This window comes from Paracoccus sp. AK26, assembly GCF_011801365.1.
Classification (GTDB): domain Bacteria; phylum Pseudomonadota; class Alphaproteobacteria; order Rhodobacterales; family Rhodobacteraceae; genus Paracoccus; species Paracoccus aerius.
On record NZ_CP041041.1, the window covers coordinates 526,267 to 546,055 of the forward strand.

Genomic DNA, 19,789 nt, shown 5'->3' on the forward strand with positions numbered 1-19,789 from the left:
AGCGCTGCGTCAGGGCAGGATCTCGACGGTCGTGCCAATGCGGGCGGCGGCGTAGAGTTCGCGCATCTCGGCGTCGGTGACGGCGATGCAGCCCGCCGTCCAGTCGCCGGGCAGGGTTTCGCCGTCGGGCCGCTGGTTGGGCTGCCCGTGGATGAAGATGTCGCCGCCGGGATCGACGCCTTCTGCGGCGGCACGCGCGCGATCCTGCGGACGCGGGTAATCGAGGCCCAATGACAGGTGATAGGCGCTGCCCGGGTTTACCCGGTCGATGGTGAAGCGGCCTTCGGGCGTGCGGCCGTCGCCTTGCCGGCGCTTGTCGCCATCCGGTGCGAAGCCGAGCGCGATGCGATAGGTCTTGAGCGGGCGGCCGTCGCGATACGCCGTCATCCGGCGGTCGGACTTGCGGATCTGGATGTGATCGACAGGGCCGTCCAGGCCGGCAGTCAGGGGCGGCACGCGGGGGGCGGGTTCTGGCCGCTGCGGGGCGAGCATGATCCAGGCCGCCCCCAGAAGGCACAGCGCCGTCAGGACCGAGAAGAGGCGGGCAAGCCCCTTCATTGCAGGTCTGCGAAGGCCTGTTGCAGGCGCTCCACGGCCTCGGTCACGCGGGCGCGGGGGGTGGCGAGGTTGAAGCGCAGGAAATCCTCGCCCCCGGTGCCGAAGGTGGCGCCGTGGTTGGCGGCGATGCGGGCGGCCTTTTCGACGCGGGCGGTGAACTCGGCAGGCTCCATGCCGGTGCCTGAGAAATCGACCCAGGACAGGTAGGTGGCTTGCAGCGGCATCGACCGAAGTCCCGGGATCGCGTGGATTCCGTCGTCGAATATCCGCCGGTTGCCGTCGAGACAGTCGACAAGCGCATCGACCCAAGCCGCGCCTTCGGGAGAATAGGCGGCGGCCACCATGTCCATTCCGAACAACCCGGGCGAGATGCCGCGCGCCATCAGCGCGTCCTTGAAGCGCCCGCGCAAGGCGTCGTCCGCAATGATCGCGTTGCCGATATGGGCGCCTGCGATGTTGAAGGTCTTCGTGGCCGCGTTCAGAGTCACAAGCCGGTCGGCGATGTCCGGGCAGGCCAGAGCGGTGACCGTGTGGCGGTGGCCCGGCATCACGAGGTCGCAGTGGATCTCGTCCGATACCAGGATCAGGTCGTGGCGGATGCAAAAGTCGGCCACCTCGCGCAGTTCGCCGGTGGTCCAGACCCTGCCGCCCGGGTTGTGGGGCGAGCAGAGGATCAGCAGCCGCTCGCGTCCCGTCAGGCGGCTTTCCCAGTCGTTCCAGTCCATCCGGTAAAGGCCGTCTTCCTGCGCCAGCGGCAGTTCGACCAGTTCGCGCCCCGCGGCCCGGATGACGCGGCCGAAGGCGTGGTAGACGGGCGACATCACGATCACGCCGTCGCCGGGGCTGGTATAGGCGTCAAGGGCCATGGCCACGCCGTTAACCAGGCCTGCGCAGGTCAGGATCCAGCCGGGTTCGACCGTCCAGCCGTGGCGGTTTTCCATCCACCAGCGGATCGCGTCTAGATAGGGGCGGTTCGCGCCGGGATAGCCGTAGACGCCGTGGGCGGCGACATCCTCGACCGCGCGCTGAACGGCTGCCGGGGGGCGGAAGTCCATGTCGGCCACCCACATCGCCAGGCCGCCTTCGTCAGGCGCCACGCCATAGGTTCCCTGCATGTCGTCCCATTTGGAACAGCGGGTGCCCACGCGGTCGATGATCTCGTCGAAGTCGGGCCGGGGATGGCTGTGCTGGTTCATGGTCCTGCCTGTCGCTGTTTCCCCATGCATATGCCGGTTGTTGCTTATGGTGAAGCCTTGCCCTAAATCGCGGGACATGAGCAGCCTGCGCCCCATCCTGATCCATCCCGACCCGCGCCTGAAGAAGGTCTGCGAGCCCGTGGCCCGCATTACGCCCGAGATCGAGACGCTGGCCGCCGACATGCTGGCCACCATGTACGACGCGCCGGGCGTGGGCCTGGCCGCGCCGCAGGTGGGCGTGCTGTCCCGCGTCTTCGTGATGGACGCCAACCGCGACCCCGAGGCCGAGCGTCGCCCCTTGGTGCTGGTGAACCCCGAGGTGACCTGGGAATCCGAGGAGCTGAACACCTATGAGGAAGGCTGCCTGTCCATCCCCGAGCAATATGCCGACGTGACGCGTCCGAAGCAGGTACGGCTGCAATGGATGGGCCTGGACGGCAAGACGCATGAGGAAGAGTTCGACGGGCTGTGGGCGACCTGCGCGCAGCACGAGCTGGACCACCTGAACGGTGTGCTGTTCATCGACCACCTGTCCGCCATCAAGCGCCAGATGATCACCCGCCGCATGGTCAAGCTGAAGCGGGAAAAGGGCCGCGCGTGACGGTCCGCGCCTTCCTGCCCTATTCGGACCGGCGGCTGCATATCCCCGCCGATCCGGTCGAAGCCGTGACCGAGACGGTGCGGATGATCTGGGACGACATGGTCGACACGATGGAGGCGATGCCGGGCGTGGGCCTGGCCGCGCCGCAGATCGGGATCATGCTGCGGCTGGCTGTCGTGGATGCGTCCGAGAAGCGGGGGCAGGCGGTGCGCATGGCCAACCCCGAGGTCCTGCACGCCAGCGTCCAGTTCCGCAGCCATGACGAGGCCAGCCCCAATCTGCCGGGCGTCTTTGCCCCCGTCAGCCGACCGCGCGCGGTGACGGTGCGCTTCCTGAACGAGGCGGGCGAGATCGAGGAGCGCGATTTCGTGGGCCTGTGGGCCACCAGCGTCCAGCACCAGATCGACCATCTGGACGGGCGGATGTATGTCGATCACCTGTCGCCCCTGCGGCGCAAGATGTTGGTCGCGAAATCGGCGAAGCTGGCGCGGCGGTGACCGCCGGGGGCGCTTCGCCCCCCCGGACCCCCCGAGGATATTTGGACACAGAAGATGAGGGCAGGATGCGCGTGATCTTCATGGGGACGCCCGAGTTCTCGGTGCCGGCGCTGCGGGCGATTGCCGCGCGGCATGAGGTCGTGGCGGTTTATTCGCAGCCGCCGCGTGCTGCGGGACGGGGGCAGAAGCCGCGTCCGTCGGCGGTTCATCGTGCCGCCGAGGAACTTGGGATCGAGGTCCGCACGCCGCTGCGTTTGCGCGATGTGGCGGATCAAGAGGCGTTTGCGGCGCTGCGGGCGGATATTGCAGTGGTCGTGGCTTATGGCCTGATCCTGCCGCAGCCGGTGCTGGACGCACCGCGGTTGGGTTGCCTGAACATCCATGCCTCGCTTCTGCCCCGGTGGCGGGGGGCCGCGCCAATCCACCGGGCGGTGATGGCGGGGGATGCCGAAACCGGCGTGGCGATCATGCAGATGGAAGCGGGACTGGATACCGGGCCGGTGCTGGCCGAGGCGCGGACCGTGATCGGGGCCGAGGATACCACCGCCGACATGCATGACAGGCTGGCGACGATGGGGGCTGATCTGGTCGTGGATGTGCTGGACCGGCTGCCCTTGCCCGCCGTGCCGCAGGCGGCCGAGGGCGTGACCTATGCCGCCAAGATCGACAAGGCCGAGGCGCGGGTGGACTGGACCCGACCGGCTTTCGAAGTGGACCGGCTGATCCGGGGCCTGTCGCCGTTTCCCGGCGCCTGGTGCGAGATCGCGGGCGAGCGGGTGAAGCTGCTGCGCAGCCGGGTCGTTGAAGGGCAGGGGGTTCCGGGGCAGGTGCTGGCGGGCTTCACCGTCACCTGCGGGGATGGCGCAGTCGAGGTGCTGGAAGCGCAGCGGTCGGGGAAGAAGCCGATGACGACGGACGAATTGCTGCGGGGCTGGGTACTTCCGGCACGGCTGAACTAGCAGCCGCATTCCTGCGGGTCAGGGAGATTAGGTGGGGCCTGCAACCCCACCCTGCAAGAGCACGGCGCGTCAGATCGCGCCGTGGCAGTGCTTGAACTTCTTGCCCGATCCGCAGGGGCAGGGATCGTTGCGCGACGGGTTGCCCCAGGTGTTCATATCGGCTTCGTCGAAGCCCGCAACCAGCGGCGCAGGCTTGTCCGCATCGTCATCGGAATGGCGCTCGGCCCCATGCTCCATCGTCAGGTGTTCCTGCGCGGCCTTCTGCTGCTCGGCCATCTGGCGCAGCATTTCCTCGCGCTCGGCCTCGGTCAGCGGGCGGATCTGTGCAAGGCGCTGCGTCACGTCGAAGCGCAGGCCGTCCAGCATGGTCTCGAAAAGCTGGAAGGCCTCGGTCTTGTATTCCGACAGGGGATCGCGCTGGGCATAGCCGCGGAAGCCCACGACGGACCGCAGGTGTTCCAGCGTCAGCAGGTGGTCGCGCCATTTCTGGTCGATCATCTGCAGCAGGACCTGCTTTTCGATGTTGCGCATGTTTTCCGGGCCGAAGGCCTGCGCCTTGTCGGCCATGTAGGTATCGGTCGCCTTTTCGATCCGTTCGCGCATTGCCTCCTGATCCACGCCTTCCTCGGCCGCCCAGTCGGCGACGGGCAGGTTCATGTTCAGCCGTTCGCGGATCGCAGTCTTCAGGCCGTCCAGATCCCATTGTTCGGGATAGGATTTCGGCGGCATGAATTCATCGACCAGATCGTCGATCACCTGGTGGCGCATGTCGGCGGCGATCTCTCCGACCTCGGTGCTGTCCATGATCTCGCGGCGCTGGCTGAAGATCGCCTTGCGCTGATCGTTCATCACGTCGTCGAATTTCAGCAATTGCTTGCGGATGTCGAAGTTGCGGCCCTCGACCTTGGCCTGGGCGCGTTCCAGGGACTTGTTGACCCAGGGGTGGACGATCGCCTCGCCTTCCTTCATGCCCAGGGTGGACAGGACCTTGTCCAGCCGTTCGGACCCGAAGATCCGCATCAGGTCGTCGTCGAGCGACAGGAAGAACAGCGACCGGCCTGGATCGCCCTGGCGGCCGGAACGGCCGCGCAACTGGTTGTCGATCCGGCGGCTTTCGTGGCGTTCGGTGCCCAGCACGAACAGCCCGCCCGAGGCCAGCACCTTTTCCTTGTCCGCCGCGTGTTCGGCTTCGATCCGGGCGCGGATTTCGTCGGGGTTCGCCTCGGGGTCGGCGGCAAGCGCCGCCAGCACCTTCATTTCCACGTTGCCGCCCAACTGGATGTCGGTGCCGCGGCCGGCCATGTTGGTGGCGATGGTGACGGCGCCGGGCTTGCCCGCGTCGGCCACGATCTGCGCCTCGGCCTCGTGCTGGCGGGCGTTCAGGACGTTGTGGGGGATGCCCTGCTTTTTCAGGATCTCGGACAGCATCTCGGACTTCTCGATGCTGGTGGTGCCGACCAAGGTCGGCTGGCCCTTGGCATGGGCTTCCTTGATCGCCTCGACGACGGCTGCGTATTTTTCCTGCGCGGTGCGATAGACGCGGTCATGTTCGTCCTGGCGCGCGATGCCGCGGTTGGTCGGAACCTCGACCACGCCCAGCTTGTAGATCTCGGCGAACTCCTCGGCCTCGGTCGCGGCCGTGCCGGTCATGCCCGCCAGCTTGTTGTAAAGGCGGAAGTAGTTCTGGAAGGTCACGCTGGCCAAGGTGACGTTTTCCGGCTGGATGGTCACGCCTTCCTTGGCCTCGATGGCCTGGTGCAAGCCGTCGGACAGGCGGCGGCCCTTCATCATCCGGCCGGTGAATTCATCGATCAGCATCACCTCGCCGTCGCGGACCATGTAGTGCTGGTCCTTGTTGAACAGCTTATAGGCGCGCAGTGCCTGGTTGGCGTGGTGGACGATGGTGGTGGATTCCGGGTCATAGAGCGTCTGGCCCTCGGGCAGGATGCCGTCGGCCTGCAGGCGGGTTTCCAGGAACTCGTTGCCTTCCTCGGTGAAGGTGGCGTTGCGGGCCTTCTCGTCCAGCTTGTAGTGTTCTTCCGTCAGCAGCGGGATGTACTGGTTCAGCGTCACATACAGTTCGCTGCGGTCCTGCGACGGACCCGAGATGATCAGCGGCGTCCGCGCCTCGTCGATCAGGATCGAGTCCACCTCGTCCACGATGGCGTAGTTGTGGCCGCGCTGGACCATTTCCTCGACGCTGCCCTTCATGTTGTCGCGCAGATAGTCGAAGCCCAGTTCGTTGTTCGTGGCATAGGTCACGTCGGCGGCATAGGCCTGACGTTTTTCGGGTTCCGCCTGGAAGGGATAGACGACGCCCGTGGTCATGCCCAGCTGGCGGAACACCTTGCCCATCCAGTCGGCGTCGCGTTTCGCCAGATAGTCGTTGACCGTGACGACATGGACGCCCTTGCCGGTCAGGGCGTTCAGATAGGCAGGGAAGGTCGCGACCAGGGTCTTGCCCTCGCCCGTCTTCATCTCGGCAATGTTACCCTGGTGCAGGAAGATCCCGCCCATCAGCTGCACGTCGAAGGCGCGCAGGCCCAGGGCGCGGCGCGCGCCCTCGCGGCAGTTGGCGAAGGCTTCGGGCAGGATGTCGTCCAGGCTTTCCCCTTGGGCCACGCGGTTCTGGAACTCGCGGGTCTTCTCGACCAACTGCTGGTCGGTCAGCGGGCGGAACTGATCCTCCAGCGCATTGATGCGGGCCACCAGCCCGCGCGTTCCCTTGACCTTGCGGTCATTGGGGCTTCCAAAGACCTTCTTCGCCAGATTTCCGATGCCGAGCATGTTACCTTCGCAATCACGTTGTTGGGAAAGGCGGTGTCTGCCGGGCTATTGCCGCGACCTGCCGCATTGCCGTATCAGGGGCCTGAACGAAAGCGGCGGCAGCGCCTTCCACGGAGTTGGTCCGGGATCTATGCCTCGCCTGCCGGACTGTCAACGCTGGCCCGGACGCGCGGGCTGAACACGCGAAGGAATCTCCATGCTGAAACCGTCGATTCTGGCCGTCCTTCTGGCCGCGTCCCTGCCGCTGTCCGTCCAGGCCCAGGACAAGGGCGCCGACACGGTCGTGGCGACCGTCAACGGCACGCCCATCACCCTGGGCGAGATGATCGTGATGAAGCAGGCCGCATCCCAGGATCCCCAGATGGCCGAGATGGGCGACGGTGCCCTGTACGAGATCATGCTGGACCAGTTGATCCAGCAGACCGCCGTGGCCGATGCCGGCCAGGAAAACGCCGGCGTGCGCGCTCAGCTGGAAATCCAGCGGCGCAACACCCTGGCCGCCGCCGCGATCACCGAGGTTACCAAGAATCAGCCGACCGACGAGGAAATCCAGGCGGCCTATGACAAGCTGTTCGCGGCCGAGGAACCCGCGACCGAATATTCCGCCGCCCATATCCTTGTCGATACCGAGGAAAAAGCCCGCGAGATCAAGGCCCAGCTTGATGGCGGCGCCGATTTCGGGACGCTGGCCGAACAAAGCTCGACCGGGCCCAGCGGGCCGAACAAGGGCGATCTGGGCTGGTTTTCTGCCGACCAGATGGTCAAGCCCTTCGCCGACGCCGTCAGCGCGATGGAAAAGGGCCAGATCTCGGAACCCGTGCAGACCGAGTTCGGCTGGCACGTCATCAAGCTGAACGACACCCGCCTGCGCGAGGCCCCGGCGCTTGACGAGGTGCGCGACCAGATCAGCCAGATGGTCCTTCGCGACAAGGTCCAAGCCGAGATCGAGCGCCTGACCTCGGAAGCGACGGTCGAGAAGGTCGAGGGCATCGACCCCGCCCTGATGAACAAGACCGAACTGCTGGAGGCGCAATAATGGGCAAGGCCGGGCTTTCCGTTTCACCCCTGGCCCCAGCCCGCTTTCCCGACCTGCCGGTGATCGAGGGCGTGGAATTCGCCAGCGGTGCCGCAGGTGTGAAGTATCAGGGCCGCACCGACGTGACCCTGATCCGCATCGCGCCCGGATCGACGCTGGCGGGGGCCTTTACCCGGTCCTCGACCCGCGCGGCCTGCATCCTGGACAACCAGGCGAAGCTGGCCGGGGGTGGGGATGCGCCGCAAGGCGCGGCGATCATCGTCAATTCCGGGAATGCCAATGCCTTTACCGGAACGCGTGGCCAGGAATCCGTGGATGCGGTGACGGGCGCGGTGGCTGCGGCGACGGGCGTCCCGGCGGATCGGGTCTTTTCGTCCTCGACCGGGGTGATCGGGGAACCGCTGCCCCATGACCGGATCATCGCCATCGTCGATGACCTGGCTGCAACGCTGGAAACGGGCGGCATTGCCGACGCGGCCCGTGCGATCATGACCACCGACACCTTCCCCAAGGGCGCCTCGGCCACGGTGGCGGGCGAGGGCGGCGAGATCCGCATCGCCGGCATCGCCAAGGGATCGGGCATGATCGCGCCCGACATGGCGACCATGCTGGTCTATGTCTTCACCGACGCCACCATCGCGGCCCCGCTGCTGCAGCAGGCGCTGTCGTCGGGCCTGGACAAGACGTTCAACGCCATCACCGTGGACAGCGACACCTCGACCTCGGACGCGCTGATCCTGGCCGCGACCGGGCGCAGCAAGGCCGCGCCCATCACCTCGCTGGACAGCGGGGCGGGTGCGGGTTTCGTGGCGGCGCTGCACGGCGTCATGCGCGAACTGGCGCAGCTTGTGGTGCGCGACGGCGAGGGAGCGACGAAGTTCGTCGAGGTGCAGGTGACGGGCGCGGCATCCGATGCCGATGCCCACAAGGTCGCCATGTCCATCGCGAATTCGCCGCTGGTCAAGACCGCCATTGCGGGCGAGGACGCGAACTGGGGCCGCATCGTCGCCGCCGTCGGCAAGTCGGGTGCGGAGGCCGACCGCGACCGGCTGACGATCCGCTTTGGCGACATGATCCTGGCCGAGAATGGCTGGCGTTCGTCCAGCTATGACGAGGCCAAGGCAAGCGCCTACATGAAGCGGCAGGATCTGGTGATCGCCGTCGACCTGGGACTGGGGCAGGGGGCGCGGACCGTCTGGACCTGCGACCTGACCCACGGCTATATCGACATCAACGCCGACTATCGGTCGTGAAGACGGTCCTTGTTGCCGCCGTCGCGCTGATCGACGCGGACGGGCGCGTGCTTCTAGCACAGCGCCCGGAAGGCAAGTCCATGGCAGGCCTGTGGGAGTTTCCGGGCGGCAAGGTCGAGCCGGGCGAAACCCCCGAGGCAGCCCTGATCCGCGAACTGCACGAGGAACTGGGCATCGACACCTGGACATCGTGCCTGGCACCCTTGACCTTTGCCAGCCACGGCTATCCCGACTTCCACCTGCTGATGCCGGTCTTTGCCTGCCGCCGGTGGAACGGTATTGCCCATCCGCGGGAAGGACAGCAATTGGCATGGGTCCGTGCAGGGGATCTGCGGAACTATGCCATGCCGCCCGCCGACCTACCCCTGATTCCGATGCTGCAGATGTGGCTTTGACGCCTCACTCCAGTGGCAAAAGTCACCAATGGGCCTCATCTCTTCGCATATCGCGCAATCGTTAAACCATTGGTAACCATTTCATGGCAGTTTGGTTCCAGAGGGAACAGGAGGGCTTGACATGATTCGCACGATTTCGATCGGCAGCCACATTCTCGTCCAGGGGCTTTTCGAATGTCTCGCCCCCAACGGGAACATGGTTGTCCGCATTGGGACCCGCACATTCGAGGGGAAGCCGGTCACGCGCTGACCCAGGTTTGGTGCACCACGACAAATGCAGAAGGGGCGGCCGAAATGGCCGCCCCTTTTTTCTGCCGCGTCGATGCGCCGCACTTACAGGCTGCGCTCGACTTCCTCGCGCTCGAAGATCTCGATGACATCGCCTTGGCGGATGTCGTCGTAGTTTTCGAAGGCCATGCCGCATTCCTGACCCGAGATGACTTCCTTCACCTCGTCCTTGAAGCGCTTCAAGGTCTTCAGCGTGCCTTCGTGGATCACCACGTTGTCGCGCAGCAGGCGCACGCCTGCCGAGCGGCGCGCCACGCCTTCGGTGACCAGGCAGCCTGCAACCTTGCCGACCCCAGTGACCTTGAAGACCTCGCGAATCTCGGCATAGCCGATGAAGTTCTCGCGAACCTCGTTCGACAGAAGGCCCGAAGCGGCCGCCTTGATGTCATCCACCAGGTCATAGATGATCGAGTAATAGCGGATCTCGACACCCTTCTGGTTGGCCGAATTGCGGGCCGGGGCATTGGCGCGGACGTTGAAGCCGATCACCGGGGCCTTGCTGGCTTCCGCCAGGCCGATATCGGATTCGGTGATCGCACCCACGCCGTAATGCAGCACGCGGACGCGCACCTCGTCGTTGCCGATCTTTTCCAGGGCCTGCACGATCGCTTCGGCCGAACCTTGCACGTCGGCCTTCACGACCACCGGCAGTTCCGACACGCTTTGATCCGCCTTGGCCTTGGCCATCAGCTGTTCCAGCGTCGTCGCGGCACCGGCGGCGGCGCGCTTGTCCTTGGTCTGCTGGATGCGGTAATCCGCGATCTCGCGAGCCTGGGCTTCGGTCTCGACCACGTTCAGCACGTCGCCTGCGGCGGGGGTGCCGTCCAGGCCCAGAACCTCGACCGGGACCGAAGGGCCGGCCTCGTCGACGCGTTCGCCCTTGTCGTTGATCAGCGCGCGCACCTTGCCCCACTGTTCGCCCACGACAAAGATATCGCCGCGCTTCAGCGTGCCGTTCTGGACCAGAACGGTGGCGACGGGACCGCGGCCCACGTCAAGCTGCGCCTCGATCACCGCGCCCTGAGCGGCACGATCGGGATTGGCCCGCAGTTCCAGGATCTCGGCCTGCAGCGCGATGGCTTCCAGCAGCTCGTCCAGGCCCTGGCCGGTCTTGGCCGATACCTCGACATCCTGCACGTCGCCGGACATCTTCTCGACCACGACTTCCTGGTGCAGCAGCGAGGTGCGGACCCGGTCGGGATCGGCCGAAGGCTTGTCGATCTTGTTGATCGCCACGATCATCGGCACCTTTGCGGCCTTGGCGTGATTGATCGCCTCGATTGTCTGCGGCATCACCGCGTCGTCGGCGGCAACCACCAGCACCACGATATCCGTGACCTGCGCCCCACGGGCGCGCATCGAGGTGAAGGCCGCGTGGCCCGGCGTGTCCAGGAAGGTCAGCACGGCGCCGGAGTCGGTCTTCACCTGGTAGGCGCCGATATGCTGCGTGATCCCGCCTGCCTCGCCCGAGACGACATTCGCCTTGCGGATCGCGTCCAGAAGCGAGGTCTTGCCGTGGTCCACATGGCCCATGATCGTGACGATCGGCGGGCGCGGGCGCAGATCCTCGGCCTTGTCCTGCACGGTATCGATGACCTGTTCCACGTCGGCATCCGACACGCGGACCGCCTTGTGGCCGAATTCCTCGATCACCAGCTCGGCGGTGTCAGCATCGATCGCCTGGTTCATGGACACCATCATGCCCATCTTCATCAGCGACTTGACGACATCGGCGGCGCGTTCCGCCATACGGTTGGCCAGTTCCGACACCACGATAGTTTCGGGCAGCTGCACGTCGCGGACCTGCTTTTCCGTGCGGACATTGCCCATCGCCTTCTGGCGGGCACGGTCCTGCTTGCGCTTCATCGCAGCCAGCGAACGCTGACGCCCGCCTTCGCCGTCAAGCGCCTGGTTCAGCGACAGGCGGCCGGTGCGGCGGCTGTCCTCGGCCTTGGCCTTGGCTTTCGCATCGCTGTCGCCGCCGCTGTCGCGACGATCACGGTCGGTGCGGCGCGGGCCGGTAGCGATGCCGGGCTTCTCGGCGCGCGAGGCTGCAGCCTCGATCGCGGCGCGATCGGGGGCGGCGGGACGTGCGCCTGCCGGGCGCGCAGCCGCGGGGGCGGCGGCACGGGCCGGGCGTTCGGCGGGTTTGGGTTCATCCTTGCGCTTGGCGGCTTCCGCAGCCTCGCGGGCGCGCCGCTCGTCTTCCTCGGCCTTGAGGCGCAGGGCTTCCTCGCGTTCGCGGTCCTCGCGCTCCTTCGCCTCGATCTCGGCGCGGCGGCGTTCGCGTTCTTCCTCGCGCGCCTTTTCGTCGGCGGCACGCTGGGCGGCTTCCTCGACCTCGCGCGACTTGGCGGCGGCAAGAGCCTTCAGCCGGCGCTCCATCTCGGCATCGGAAATGCCTGCGGGACGCTTGGACGGGTCGCCTGCCATGCGCGCCGTCAGCGGGTTCTTTTCTTTCTGGGCATCCGTCATCTGCGTGGCGCCCGGCTTGGGCACCACGACGCGCTTGCGCTTGGTTTCCACGACGACGCTCTTGGTGCGGCCGTGGCTGAAGCTTTGCTTCACCTGGCCCGAGCGGCCGCTGCCGCCGAGTCCCAAGGTGGATTTTCCGTCTTTGTCGCTCATCTGCGTCTTCATTCCTTCTCGGCCGCCGTATTGCCGCCGTCATGCCCGCGCAGACCCGTCAGTCTGCCGGCTTCCAAGATCACCTTGTCCGTCAGGCCACCCGCCGCAAGCGCGCCGTGTATGACATGATCGCGCCCGAAGGACAAACCCAATTCTGATGCGGTCAGGCAGCCGAACCAGCGTCCGCCCGTTGGGGTCCACAGCTTTCCCTTGCCGCGATCGGACCCGTCGCTGGCCTGCAGCAGCACCTTTGCGCGCCCCTCGGCCAGCCAGCCCTTCACCTTTTCAAAGCCTGCGACCGCGCGGCCGGACTTGCGCGCAAGCGAGACCAGTTCGACCAATCGCCTGGCAATGCCTGCCTCGACCATCTCGGCCAGGTCCTCGGGCGCCTTGACCGGCGCCTTGGCGGCGCGCGAGAAAAGCCCCTTTGCCGCCGCCTTCTGGATGGCCGCGCGATCCGCGCTGACCCAGATTCCCCGTCCCGGCAGCTTTTCCGCCAGATCCGGCACGACCTGGCCGTCCGGCCCGGCCACGAAACGGATCAGTCCAGCCTTGGGCTGGACTTCCCCGGTGACGATGCAGCGCCTTTCGGGCTGATCATGTTCCTTGATGCGACCACCGCGACTCAAGCGGGCAAATCCGGGGCATCACGCCCCGGCCTCCTCGTCGGTGTCGTCGCCGGCTTCGGCGTCGTCACTGCTGTTCAGTTCCTCCGGGTCGACCCAGCCCAGCATGACCCGGGCGGTCATGACCATGGACTGTGCGTCTTCAAGCGAGACCTCGAAGGGCTCCAGCAGCCCTTCGTCCTTGACGCGCTGACCGTTCACCGTGGTCCAGCCGCCGGCCAGTTCCCAGTCGGCGCAGGTCGCGAAATCTTCCAGCGTCTTCACGCCGTCCTTGGCCAGTGCCTCTACCATCTGGGGGGTCAGCCCCTCGAATTCAATGAGGCTGTCCTCGGCGCCAAGCGCGCGCGCGTTTTCAAGCGCGGCCTTGTTCTTGGCTTCCAGCACGTCGCGGGCGCGGGCCTGCAGTTCCGATGCGGTGCCCTCGTCCACGCCTTCGATCGACAGAAGCTCGTCCAGTTCGACGTAGGCCACTTCCTCAAGATCGGTAAAGCCTTCCGCCACCAGAAGCTGGGCAAAGAACTCGTCCAGGTCCAGGGCGTCCATGAACAGCTGGGTCCGGGCGTTGAACTCGGCCTGGCGACGCTTGGATTCCTCTTCCTCGGTCAGGATGTCGATATCCATGCCGGTCAGCTGGCTGGCCAGGCGCACGTTCTGGCCGCGACGGCCGATGGCCAGCGACAGTTGTTCGTCGGGAACCACGACCTCAATCTTGTTGGCCTCCTCGTCGAAGACGACCTTGCTGACCTCGGCCGGCTGGAGCGCGTTGACCAGGAAGGTGGCCTGATCCTCGTTCCAGGGGATGATGTCGATCTTTTCGCCCTGCAATTCGCCGACAACGGCCTGCACGCGGCTGCCGCGCATGCCCACGCAGGCGCCGACCGGGTCGATGCTGTTGTCATAGGAGATCACGGCGATCTTCGCGCGCGAACCGGGGTCGCGGGCCACGGCCTTGATCTCGATGATGCCGTCATAGATTTCCGGCACCTCCATCTTGAACAGTTCGGCCATGAACTGCGGGTCGGTGCGCGACAGGAAGATCTGCGGCCCGCGCGATTCGCGGCGCACGTCCTTGACATAGGCGCGGATGCGGTCGTTCGGGCGATAGCTTTCGCGGCCGATCTTCTCGTTGCGGCGCAGGATCGCCTCGCCCCGGCCGACGTCCACGATGATGTTGCCGTATTCCTCGCGCTTGACAACGCCGTTGATGATGGTGCCGGCGCGGTCCTTGAATTCCTCGTACTGGCGGTCGCGCTCTGCCTCGCGGACGCGCTGCAGGATGACCTGCTTGGCCGACTGCGCGGCGATGCGGCCCAGTTCCACCGGGGGAACCTGGTCCACGATCACGTCGCCGACCTGCGGGTTGTCCAGATAGGGACGGGCCTGTTCGACCGTGACCTGCGCCTGGTAGTTCTCGACCGCGTCATCCTCGACCACGGTGCGGACGCGGGTGAAGGTCGCGTTGCCGGTCTTGCGGTCGATCTTGACGCGGATGTCCATCTCGGCGCCATAGCGCGACTTGGCGGCCCGGGCGAGGCTGTCCTCCATCGCCTCGATGACCAGCTCGGGCTCGATCATCTTCTCGCGTGCGACGGCTTCGGCCGTCTGCAGCAGTTCAAGCTGGTTGGCAGAGGTGATTGCCATCACTCACTCCTTGGCAGCGGCGTTCTCGCCGTCGTTGTCGTCTTCGGTTTCGATCTCGTCAAAGGCGCTTTCGTCCAGGTTGTCGATCTGGACGCCGGCCTCTTTCTTCTGGCGAAGCATTTCCTTGATCAGCTCGTCCGTCAGGACCAGCTTGGCGTCGGACAGCCAGTCGAACTGCAGCCCGATGGTCTGGACCTCGCCGCCTTCCTCGATGTTCAGCAGGACCTCGTCGCCGCCCTCACCCTTCTCGACGCCGGCCAGAACGCCCTTGAAGCGCTTGCGCCCGTCGATGGCCTGGTTCGTTTCCAGCCGCGCCTCGTAGCCTTCGAAGGTTTCGAAATCCTTCATCCGGGTCAGCGGGCGGTCGATGCCGGGGCTGCTGACTTCCAGGTGATAGGCGTCCTCCAGCGGATCCTCGACATCCAGGGTGGCGCTGACGGCCACGGAAATGTCGCCGCAATCGTCCACGTTGATGCCGCCTTCGGGACGGTCGGCCATGATCTGCAGCGTGGCGGTCTTGCCGCCCTGCAGGCGCACGCGCACCAGTTCAAACCCCAGATCCTCGATCACCGGGGCGATGATCTCGGCCAGACGCCGGTCGATGGCGGTCTTGGCGATCAGATCGTTCGACATGAGATCCCTTCGGATGTGAAAAAGGGCCCTCAGCGGGCCCATGCGAATGTGTCCGGTGGGCAGGGTTTGGACGCCTGCACCGCTGTTGAGGGGGATATAGGCCAATCTGCCCAGCGACGCAAGAGATCTCAGACAGCCTCGCGATTCTCCGACAATGCCAGCAGCCTATCCACCATTGACAGCACCTCGTCCGGATCGATCCTGAAACCGCCTTTGGCGGCATGACCAATGACAACTCCGCTGTGCATATCAAGATTTCGCGCCCATTCATGCGTTGCGATATAGAACCGCTCGGGGGGTGCAAGGGTGACAACCCCGCCTCTATCCCGCAAGGCGTAAAGCGCGTGACGATCCTGACTACCCTCGACGGTAATGATGATCGAGGCATCCAGGATCGACTTGATCAAATCCTTGCCGCCCTCCGCAGTCACGATTGACACGCCAGCCGCCCAAAGCCGCTGTTCAAGTTGCGGTGCATTCACGATGTCGCGGGCGGCACCCGATGGACCACGCCGCAGGAAGATGATCTTGCCGCGACCAGCCGCAGCATTCGTGCGCTTGCGCAAGCGGTTCCGCAGAGTGCGATAGCGCTCTGACTTGCGGATGCCGAAGCCCAAGTCGCGTACAAGGGTCAAGGACCGCGTGCGATAGACCATGTTCTGCTTCCACTGCTGATCGAAAAGGTCGACATAAGGTGCTACATCCTCCCAATCGGGCAGCGGCACCGACAGAATATTGCCATCCTCCCGAAAAGCCTCAAAGGCGGATACATCATCGCTCAGCCAATGCCCGAAATAGCGCAGCCCCTGCTGGGAATTGGCCAGCACGACCCGATCCCGCAAGGGCGCCCGCGCCAAGACATCACCCAGTCCCGCCTGAATGAGATGGGAAAGCTGGATGCGCCCCTTCGGCCCGAAGATCATTCCCACAACCACTGTCGCTTCGCCGATCGCATAGGTTTCGAGCGGCCCTTCAACATAGGTCCGTTCCGCCAGTACGTCTGCAAGTTGCGCGACTGTCTTGCCAAATGCGCAGCGGGTTACGCGAGACAGGTGGTCCATGTCGAAAAGGGCTGGCCGACAAGCCACTGTCGCAGGCTTGTTCTCGAAGGTCGGGGCAGGCAGTTCCTGAAAACTAACCGAATGCCCCAGCCTCATCCTTGCCTGATGAATCTTACCGAGAAACCAAAAATGGAAAGGATTAAACATAACTATTAAAACACAATATCCGGTAACGCTTCAGACGACGGTATATGGAAGCCAAAGCGCTGTCTATGCCTGACTGCTGCCCCGGATCCCGTCCATCACCTGCACCAGTTCCGCGGTGATGCGGGGCTCGGAAAGGGCGTGCCCCGAGGCGGGCACCAGGCGAAGTTCGCAACGGTCCCAGCCCTCGGCCAGCCGCCAGGCCGACAGGGGCGGGCAGACCATGTCATAGCGTCCCTGGACGATCACGGCGGGCAGATGCTCGATCCGGTGGCGGTCGCGCAGAAGCTGGCCTTCGTCCAGAAAGCAGCGGTTGGTGAAATAATGATTCTCGAGCCGGGCGAAGGCGCGGGCGTAATCGGGCGGCGCATGGCTGACGGCGGCAGATTGCAGGCCGGCCAGGGCGTTTTCCCACATCAGCCAAGGCTGGGCATAGCGGCCCTGCCGCCCGGTGTCGTCCGAAAACAGCCGCCTGTGGTAGGCGGCGATCAGGTCGTCCTGTTCGGATTCGGGGATCGGGTCGCGGAACTGCGCCCAGAGATCGGGAAAGAACCGGCCCGCGCCGCCGCCATAGAACCAGTCAAGCTCGGCCTTGGTGCCCAGGAAGACGCCGCGCAGGACCAGCCCCGTTACGCGGTCGGGATGGGCCTGTGCATAGGCCAAGGCCAACGTCGCCCCCCAGCTGCCGCCGAACAGCAGCACCGGTTCGAGACCAAGGGTCTGTCGGATCGCCTCGATATCTCCGATCAGGTGCTGCGTGGTGTTCGCGTGGACCGAAGCTTGGGGACGAGATCGCCCGCAGCCTCGCTGGTCGAACAGGATCGCACGGTAATGGTCGGGGTCGAAGAAGCGCCGCATGAAGGGGCTGCATCCGCCGCCCGGGCCGCCATGCAGGACCACGACGGGGCGGCCTTCGGGATTGCCGCTTTCCTCGACATAGATCTGGTGGCCGTCGCCGACCTCCAGCATGTGCCGGGCAAAGGGTTCGACGGCCGGGTGAAGGCGGCCATGCGACGCGGCGATTTGTCCTGCCAATCGATCCATGGCCTTACTATAAGCACAGACGAACCCGCCCGCCAGAAGGACCAGCCCATGACCAGCCCCATCAGCAGCATCGACCCTGCCGAGATCGCCAAGTTCGAGGCGATGGCCGCCGAATGGTGGGATCCCCGGGGCAAGTTCCGTCCGCTGCACCTGATGAACCCGGTGCGGCTGGACTATATCGCCACCCAGATCGCCGCCGAGTTCGGGCGCGACCGGCGCAGCCTGCGCCCGTTCGAGGGGCTGCGCGTCCTGGACATCGGCTGCGGCGGCGGCCTGGTGTCCGAACCCATGGCCCGGCTGGGGGCGAAGGTCACGGGCGCCGATGCGGCCGAAGGCAACATCGCCGTGGCCCAGGTCCATGCGCAGCAGCAGGGGCTGGCCATCGAATACGTTTCCACGACAGCCGAAGCCCTGGTGGCCGAGGGGCGGCTGTTCGACGTGGTCCTCGCGCTCGAGATCGTGGAACATGTGGCGGACCCGGCGGCCTTTGTCGCGACCTGCAAGCAGTTGCTGCGGCCGGGCGGGCTGGTGATCCTGTCGACGCTGAACCGGACGGCGAAAAGCTTCGGCGCGGCGATCATCGGGGCGGAATGGGTCCTGCGCTGGCTGCCGCGCGGGACGCATGACTGGGCGCGGTTCCTTACGCCCGACGAACTGGCGGGCATGGCAGAGGGCGCGGGTCTGACGGTCGCGGACCGGCGGGGGATGGTCTTCAACCCCCTCACCTTCGGCTGGTCGCTGTCGGATCGCGACCTGTCGGTCAACTACATCATGACCGCCCGGCGCGCCGCCTAGTCGTCGTCGCCTTCCAGCCGGATTCGCAATTCCCGCAGCACCGGCAGGGCGGTGCGGACGCGGTCTGCGCCGATGTCGCGCACGACCTCGGCGATCAGCGGCATGAAGGCGGCAAGAGCCGCGTTCCGTGCCGCCCGCCCCGCCGGGCTGATCGACACGAACTTGCGCCGCGCATCGTCCCAGTCGGGACGGATGTGGACATGACCCGCCCATTCCAGCCGCGACAGGGTATTGGTCATTGCCCCGCGCGTCACATGAAAGGCCTGCGCCAGTTGGGCAGGGGTGCGTTCCTCGTTCACATGGGCCAGCAGGTTCAGCACCGAGAAATGCGAAATCTGCATCCCGCGCGGCAGGGCCTTGCTGATCAGGTTGCGCGACAGCTGCTCGGCGATCAAGACCTCGGCAAAAAGGCTTGCGGCAAGCCGGTCGGTGGCCTGGGAACGGTCTGAGGTCGCGGGTATGGGCATTTTTCCTGTCGGGACAATATATTAGGCCAGGGCGGGGCGAAGCCGAAACCGTGCCCCGCAAGATGGTCGCAGGTCAAGCCTGACCTTTGCCTGACCCTGCGTCAGGATGTCCTCAGGCGGCGGTGCCCGTCAACAGCGCATCCAGCTTGCCTTGGCGTTCGAGGTCGAACAGGTCATCGCAGCCACCGACATGACGGTCGCCGATGAAGATTTGCGGCACGGTGCGGCGGCCATGGGCACGCTGGGTCATCTGTGCGCGGACCGAGGGGTCGCCGCCCACGTCGATCTCGTCATACTGGGCGTTCTTTTCCCGCAAAAGGCCCTTGGCGCGGATGCAGAAGGGGCAGGTGCGGGTGGTATAGATGGTGATCGTGGGCTGGGTCACGGGCTGTTCCTTTCCTTTGGCCCCCTTACCTAGTCATCCTTGACCGCCCTTGCCAGAACCGCGACCGAAACTGGTCCCGAACCTGCCGCAAGCAGCGCCTCGGCCGCGGCGGCCATGGTGGCGCCCGATGCCATCACGTCGTCGATCAGCAGCACGGGCCGCCCCGCCACACCCGCCGCATGGCGCGGGTTGATCGCAAGCGCGCCGGCGATATTGGCGAAACGGTCGCTGACGCCGCGATGATCCTGGGCGGCCGTGTGCCTGCGCCGCAGCAGAAGGTCCGGCAGATGCGCCACCCCATGCGCCCGCGCCACCCGGCCCGAGATCAGCGCCGCCTGATTATAGCGCCGCTTCAGCAGCCGCCGCAGATGCAGGGGAATCGGCGCCACGACCGTATCCGGTTCGACCAAGGGCGCCGCCGCACGGGCCAGCCAGGACGCAAGCGCGGGCGCCAGGTCGGGACGATCGCCATGCTTCAGCGCCAGCACCAGGCGCCGCCCGGTGCCCGCATAGACCATCGCTGCCCGCCCCCGCTGCCAGGGCCGCGCGATCGACAGGCAGTCGTCGCAGCACAGCGTCGGGTCGTGTGACCCTGTTCCATCATCGGGCAGGGGCACGCCGCAGCGCGCGCAAGCCGCGCCGGTGATGAAGCGCGTGTCTGGAAAGCAGGCGGGGCAAAGCTGCCCCGGATCGTCGCCCCCGTCCGCGACCGTCGCGCCGCAAGCCACGCATTGCGGCGGATAAAGCAGGCGCAACGCGCCTTTCATCGCCCCGTGAAGCACCCTATGTTCCACC

At 65.8% G+C, this 19,789-nt stretch carries 19 protein-coding genes; 7 read left to right on the forward strand and 12 right to left on the reverse strand.

Annotated elements, in window-relative coordinates; translation table 11 throughout:
* Positions 1-9 precede the first annotated feature (9 nt).
* Together FIU66_RS02570 and FIU66_RS02575 are read right to left on the reverse strand one after the other, a co-directional pair.
* Positions 10-558, reverse strand: a complete 549-nt coding sequence (locus FIU66_RS02570; RefSeq protein WP_167621251.1) for a murein L,D-transpeptidase family protein — start codon at positions 556-558, stop codon at positions 10-12.
* Positions 555-1,754 (reverse strand): MalY/PatB family protein, encoded by a 1,200-nt coding sequence (locus tag FIU66_RS02575; protein ID WP_167621252.1) that lies wholly within the window; start codon positions 1,752-1,754, stop codon positions 555-557. Before FIU66_RS02575 ends, FIU66_RS02570 begins: the two co-directional genes overlap by 4 nt.
* Positions 1,755-1,830: 76 nt before the next feature.
* On the opposite strand from FIU66_RS02575, the gene def (FIU66_RS02580) reads away from it, so the two are divergent.
* The 3 genes from def (FIU66_RS02580) to fmt all read left to right on the forward strand — a co-directional run bounded on the left by def (FIU66_RS02580) (position 1,831) and on the right by fmt (position 3,811).
* The gene (gene def, locus FIU66_RS02580; protein WP_167621253.1) at positions 1,831-2,355 is read left to right on the forward strand and encodes a peptide deformylase; all 525 of its coding nucleotides are present in this window, start codon (positions 1,831-1,833) and stop codon (positions 2,353-2,355) included.
* A complete protein-coding gene (gene def / locus FIU66_RS02585; protein ID WP_167621254.1) occupies positions 2,352-2,852 on the forward strand; it encodes a peptide deformylase in 501 nt (166 codons plus the stop codon). The genes def (FIU66_RS02580) and def (FIU66_RS02585) overlap by 4 nt, the downstream gene beginning before the upstream one ends.
* Before the next feature lie 65 nt (positions 2,853-2,917).
* On the forward strand, positions 2,918-3,811 hold the full coding sequence (gene fmt / locus FIU66_RS02590; protein ID WP_167621255.1) for a methionyl-tRNA formyltransferase: 894 nt from the start codon (positions 2,918-2,920) through the stop codon (positions 3,809-3,811).
* A gap of 69 nt (positions 3,812-3,880) precedes the next feature.
* Here fmt and secA read toward each other — a convergent pair whose 3' ends face one another.
* On the reverse strand, positions 3,881-6,598 hold the full coding sequence (gene secA, locus FIU66_RS02595; protein ID WP_167621256.1) for a preprotein translocase subunit SecA: 2,718 nt from the start codon (positions 6,596-6,598) through the stop codon (positions 3,881-3,883).
* Positions 6,599-6,794: 196 nt separating this feature from the next.
* On the opposite strand from secA, the gene FIU66_RS02600 reads away from it, so the two are divergent.
* The 3 genes from FIU66_RS02600 to mutT are packed head-to-tail and all read left to right on the forward strand — an operon-like array spanning position 6,795 to position 9,282.
* Complete coding sequence (locus tag FIU66_RS02600; RefSeq protein WP_167621257.1) at positions 6,795-7,634, forward strand: peptidylprolyl isomerase; 840 nt, start codon at positions 6,795-6,797, stop codon at positions 7,632-7,634.
* A complete protein-coding gene (gene argJ / locus FIU66_RS02605) occupies positions 7,634-8,887 on the forward strand; it encodes a bifunctional glutamate N-acetyltransferase/amino-acid acetyltransferase ArgJ (protein ID WP_167621258.1) in 1,254 nt (417 codons plus the stop codon). Before FIU66_RS02600 ends, argJ begins: the two co-directional genes overlap by 1 nt.
* Positions 8,884-9,282: an 8-oxo-dGTP diphosphatase MutT gene (mutT, locus tag FIU66_RS02610; protein WP_167621259.1), complete on the forward strand. Its 399-nt coding sequence runs from the start codon at positions 8,884-8,886 to the stop codon at positions 9,280-9,282. Before argJ ends, mutT begins: the two co-directional genes overlap by 4 nt.
* Before the next feature lie 333 nt (positions 9,283-9,615).
* Here the strand turns inward: mutT and infB are convergent, their stop codons facing one another.
* The 6 genes from infB to pip all read right to left on the reverse strand — a co-directional run bounded on the left by infB (position 9,616) and on the right by pip (position 17,347).
* A complete protein-coding gene (infB, locus tag FIU66_RS02615) occupies positions 9,616-12,198 on the reverse strand; it encodes a translation initiation factor IF-2 (RefSeq protein WP_167621260.1) in 2,583 nt (860 codons plus the stop codon).
* 8 nt (positions 12,199-12,206) lie between these two features.
* The gene (locus FIU66_RS02620) at positions 12,207-12,827 is read right to left on the reverse strand and encodes an RNA-binding protein (RefSeq protein ID WP_167621261.1); all 621 of its coding nucleotides are present in this window, start codon (positions 12,825-12,827) and stop codon (positions 12,207-12,209) included.
* Positions 12,828-12,845: 18 nt separating this feature from the next.
* Positions 12,846-14,465, reverse strand: a complete 1,620-nt coding sequence (nusA, locus tag FIU66_RS02625; protein ID WP_167621262.1) for a transcription termination factor NusA — start codon at positions 14,463-14,465, stop codon at positions 12,846-12,848.
* Between the two features lie 3 nt (positions 14,466-14,468).
* The gene (gene rimP / locus FIU66_RS02630) at positions 14,469-15,098 is read right to left on the reverse strand and encodes a ribosome maturation factor RimP (RefSeq protein WP_167621263.1); all 630 of its coding nucleotides are present in this window, start codon (positions 15,096-15,098) and stop codon (positions 14,469-14,471) included.
* Positions 15,099-15,226: 128 nt separating this feature from the next.
* Complete coding sequence (locus tag FIU66_RS02635) at positions 15,227-16,159, reverse strand: glycosyltransferase 61 family protein (protein ID WP_167621264.1); 933 nt, start codon at positions 16,157-16,159, stop codon at positions 15,227-15,229.
* A gap of 210 nt (positions 16,160-16,369) precedes the next feature.
* Positions 16,370-17,347 (reverse strand): prolyl aminopeptidase, encoded by a 978-nt coding sequence (gene pip, locus FIU66_RS02640; protein ID WP_167621265.1) that lies wholly within the window; start codon positions 17,345-17,347, stop codon positions 16,370-16,372.
* Between the two features lie 48 nt (positions 17,348-17,395).
* Between pip and ubiG the strand changes: the two genes are divergently transcribed.
* Positions 17,396-18,142: a bifunctional 2-polyprenyl-6-hydroxyphenol methylase/3-demethylubiquinol 3-O-methyltransferase UbiG gene (gene ubiG / locus FIU66_RS02645; RefSeq protein ID WP_167621266.1), complete on the forward strand. Its 747-nt coding sequence runs from the start codon at positions 17,396-17,398 to the stop codon at positions 18,140-18,142.
* Here the strand turns inward: ubiG and FIU66_RS02650 are convergent.
* The 3 genes from FIU66_RS02650 to FIU66_RS02660 form a co-directional block, all read right to left on the reverse strand.
* The gene (locus FIU66_RS02650; RefSeq protein WP_167621267.1) at positions 18,139-18,609 is read right to left on the reverse strand and encodes a MarR family winged helix-turn-helix transcriptional regulator; all 471 of its coding nucleotides are present in this window, start codon (positions 18,607-18,609) and stop codon (positions 18,139-18,141) included. The two genes, ubiG and FIU66_RS02650, sit on opposite strands and share 4 nt — an antisense overlap.
* A 112-nt stretch (positions 18,610-18,721) precedes the next feature.
* On the reverse strand, positions 18,722-18,994 hold the full coding sequence (grxC, locus tag FIU66_RS02655) for a glutaredoxin 3 (protein WP_167621268.1): 273 nt from the start codon (positions 18,992-18,994) through the stop codon (positions 18,722-18,724).
* Between the two features lie 29 nt (positions 18,995-19,023).
* On the reverse strand, positions 19,024-19,761 hold the full coding sequence (locus FIU66_RS02660; protein WP_167621269.1) for a double zinc ribbon domain-containing protein: 738 nt from the start codon (positions 19,759-19,761) through the stop codon (positions 19,024-19,026).
* Positions 19,762-19,789 lie beyond the last annotated feature (28 nt).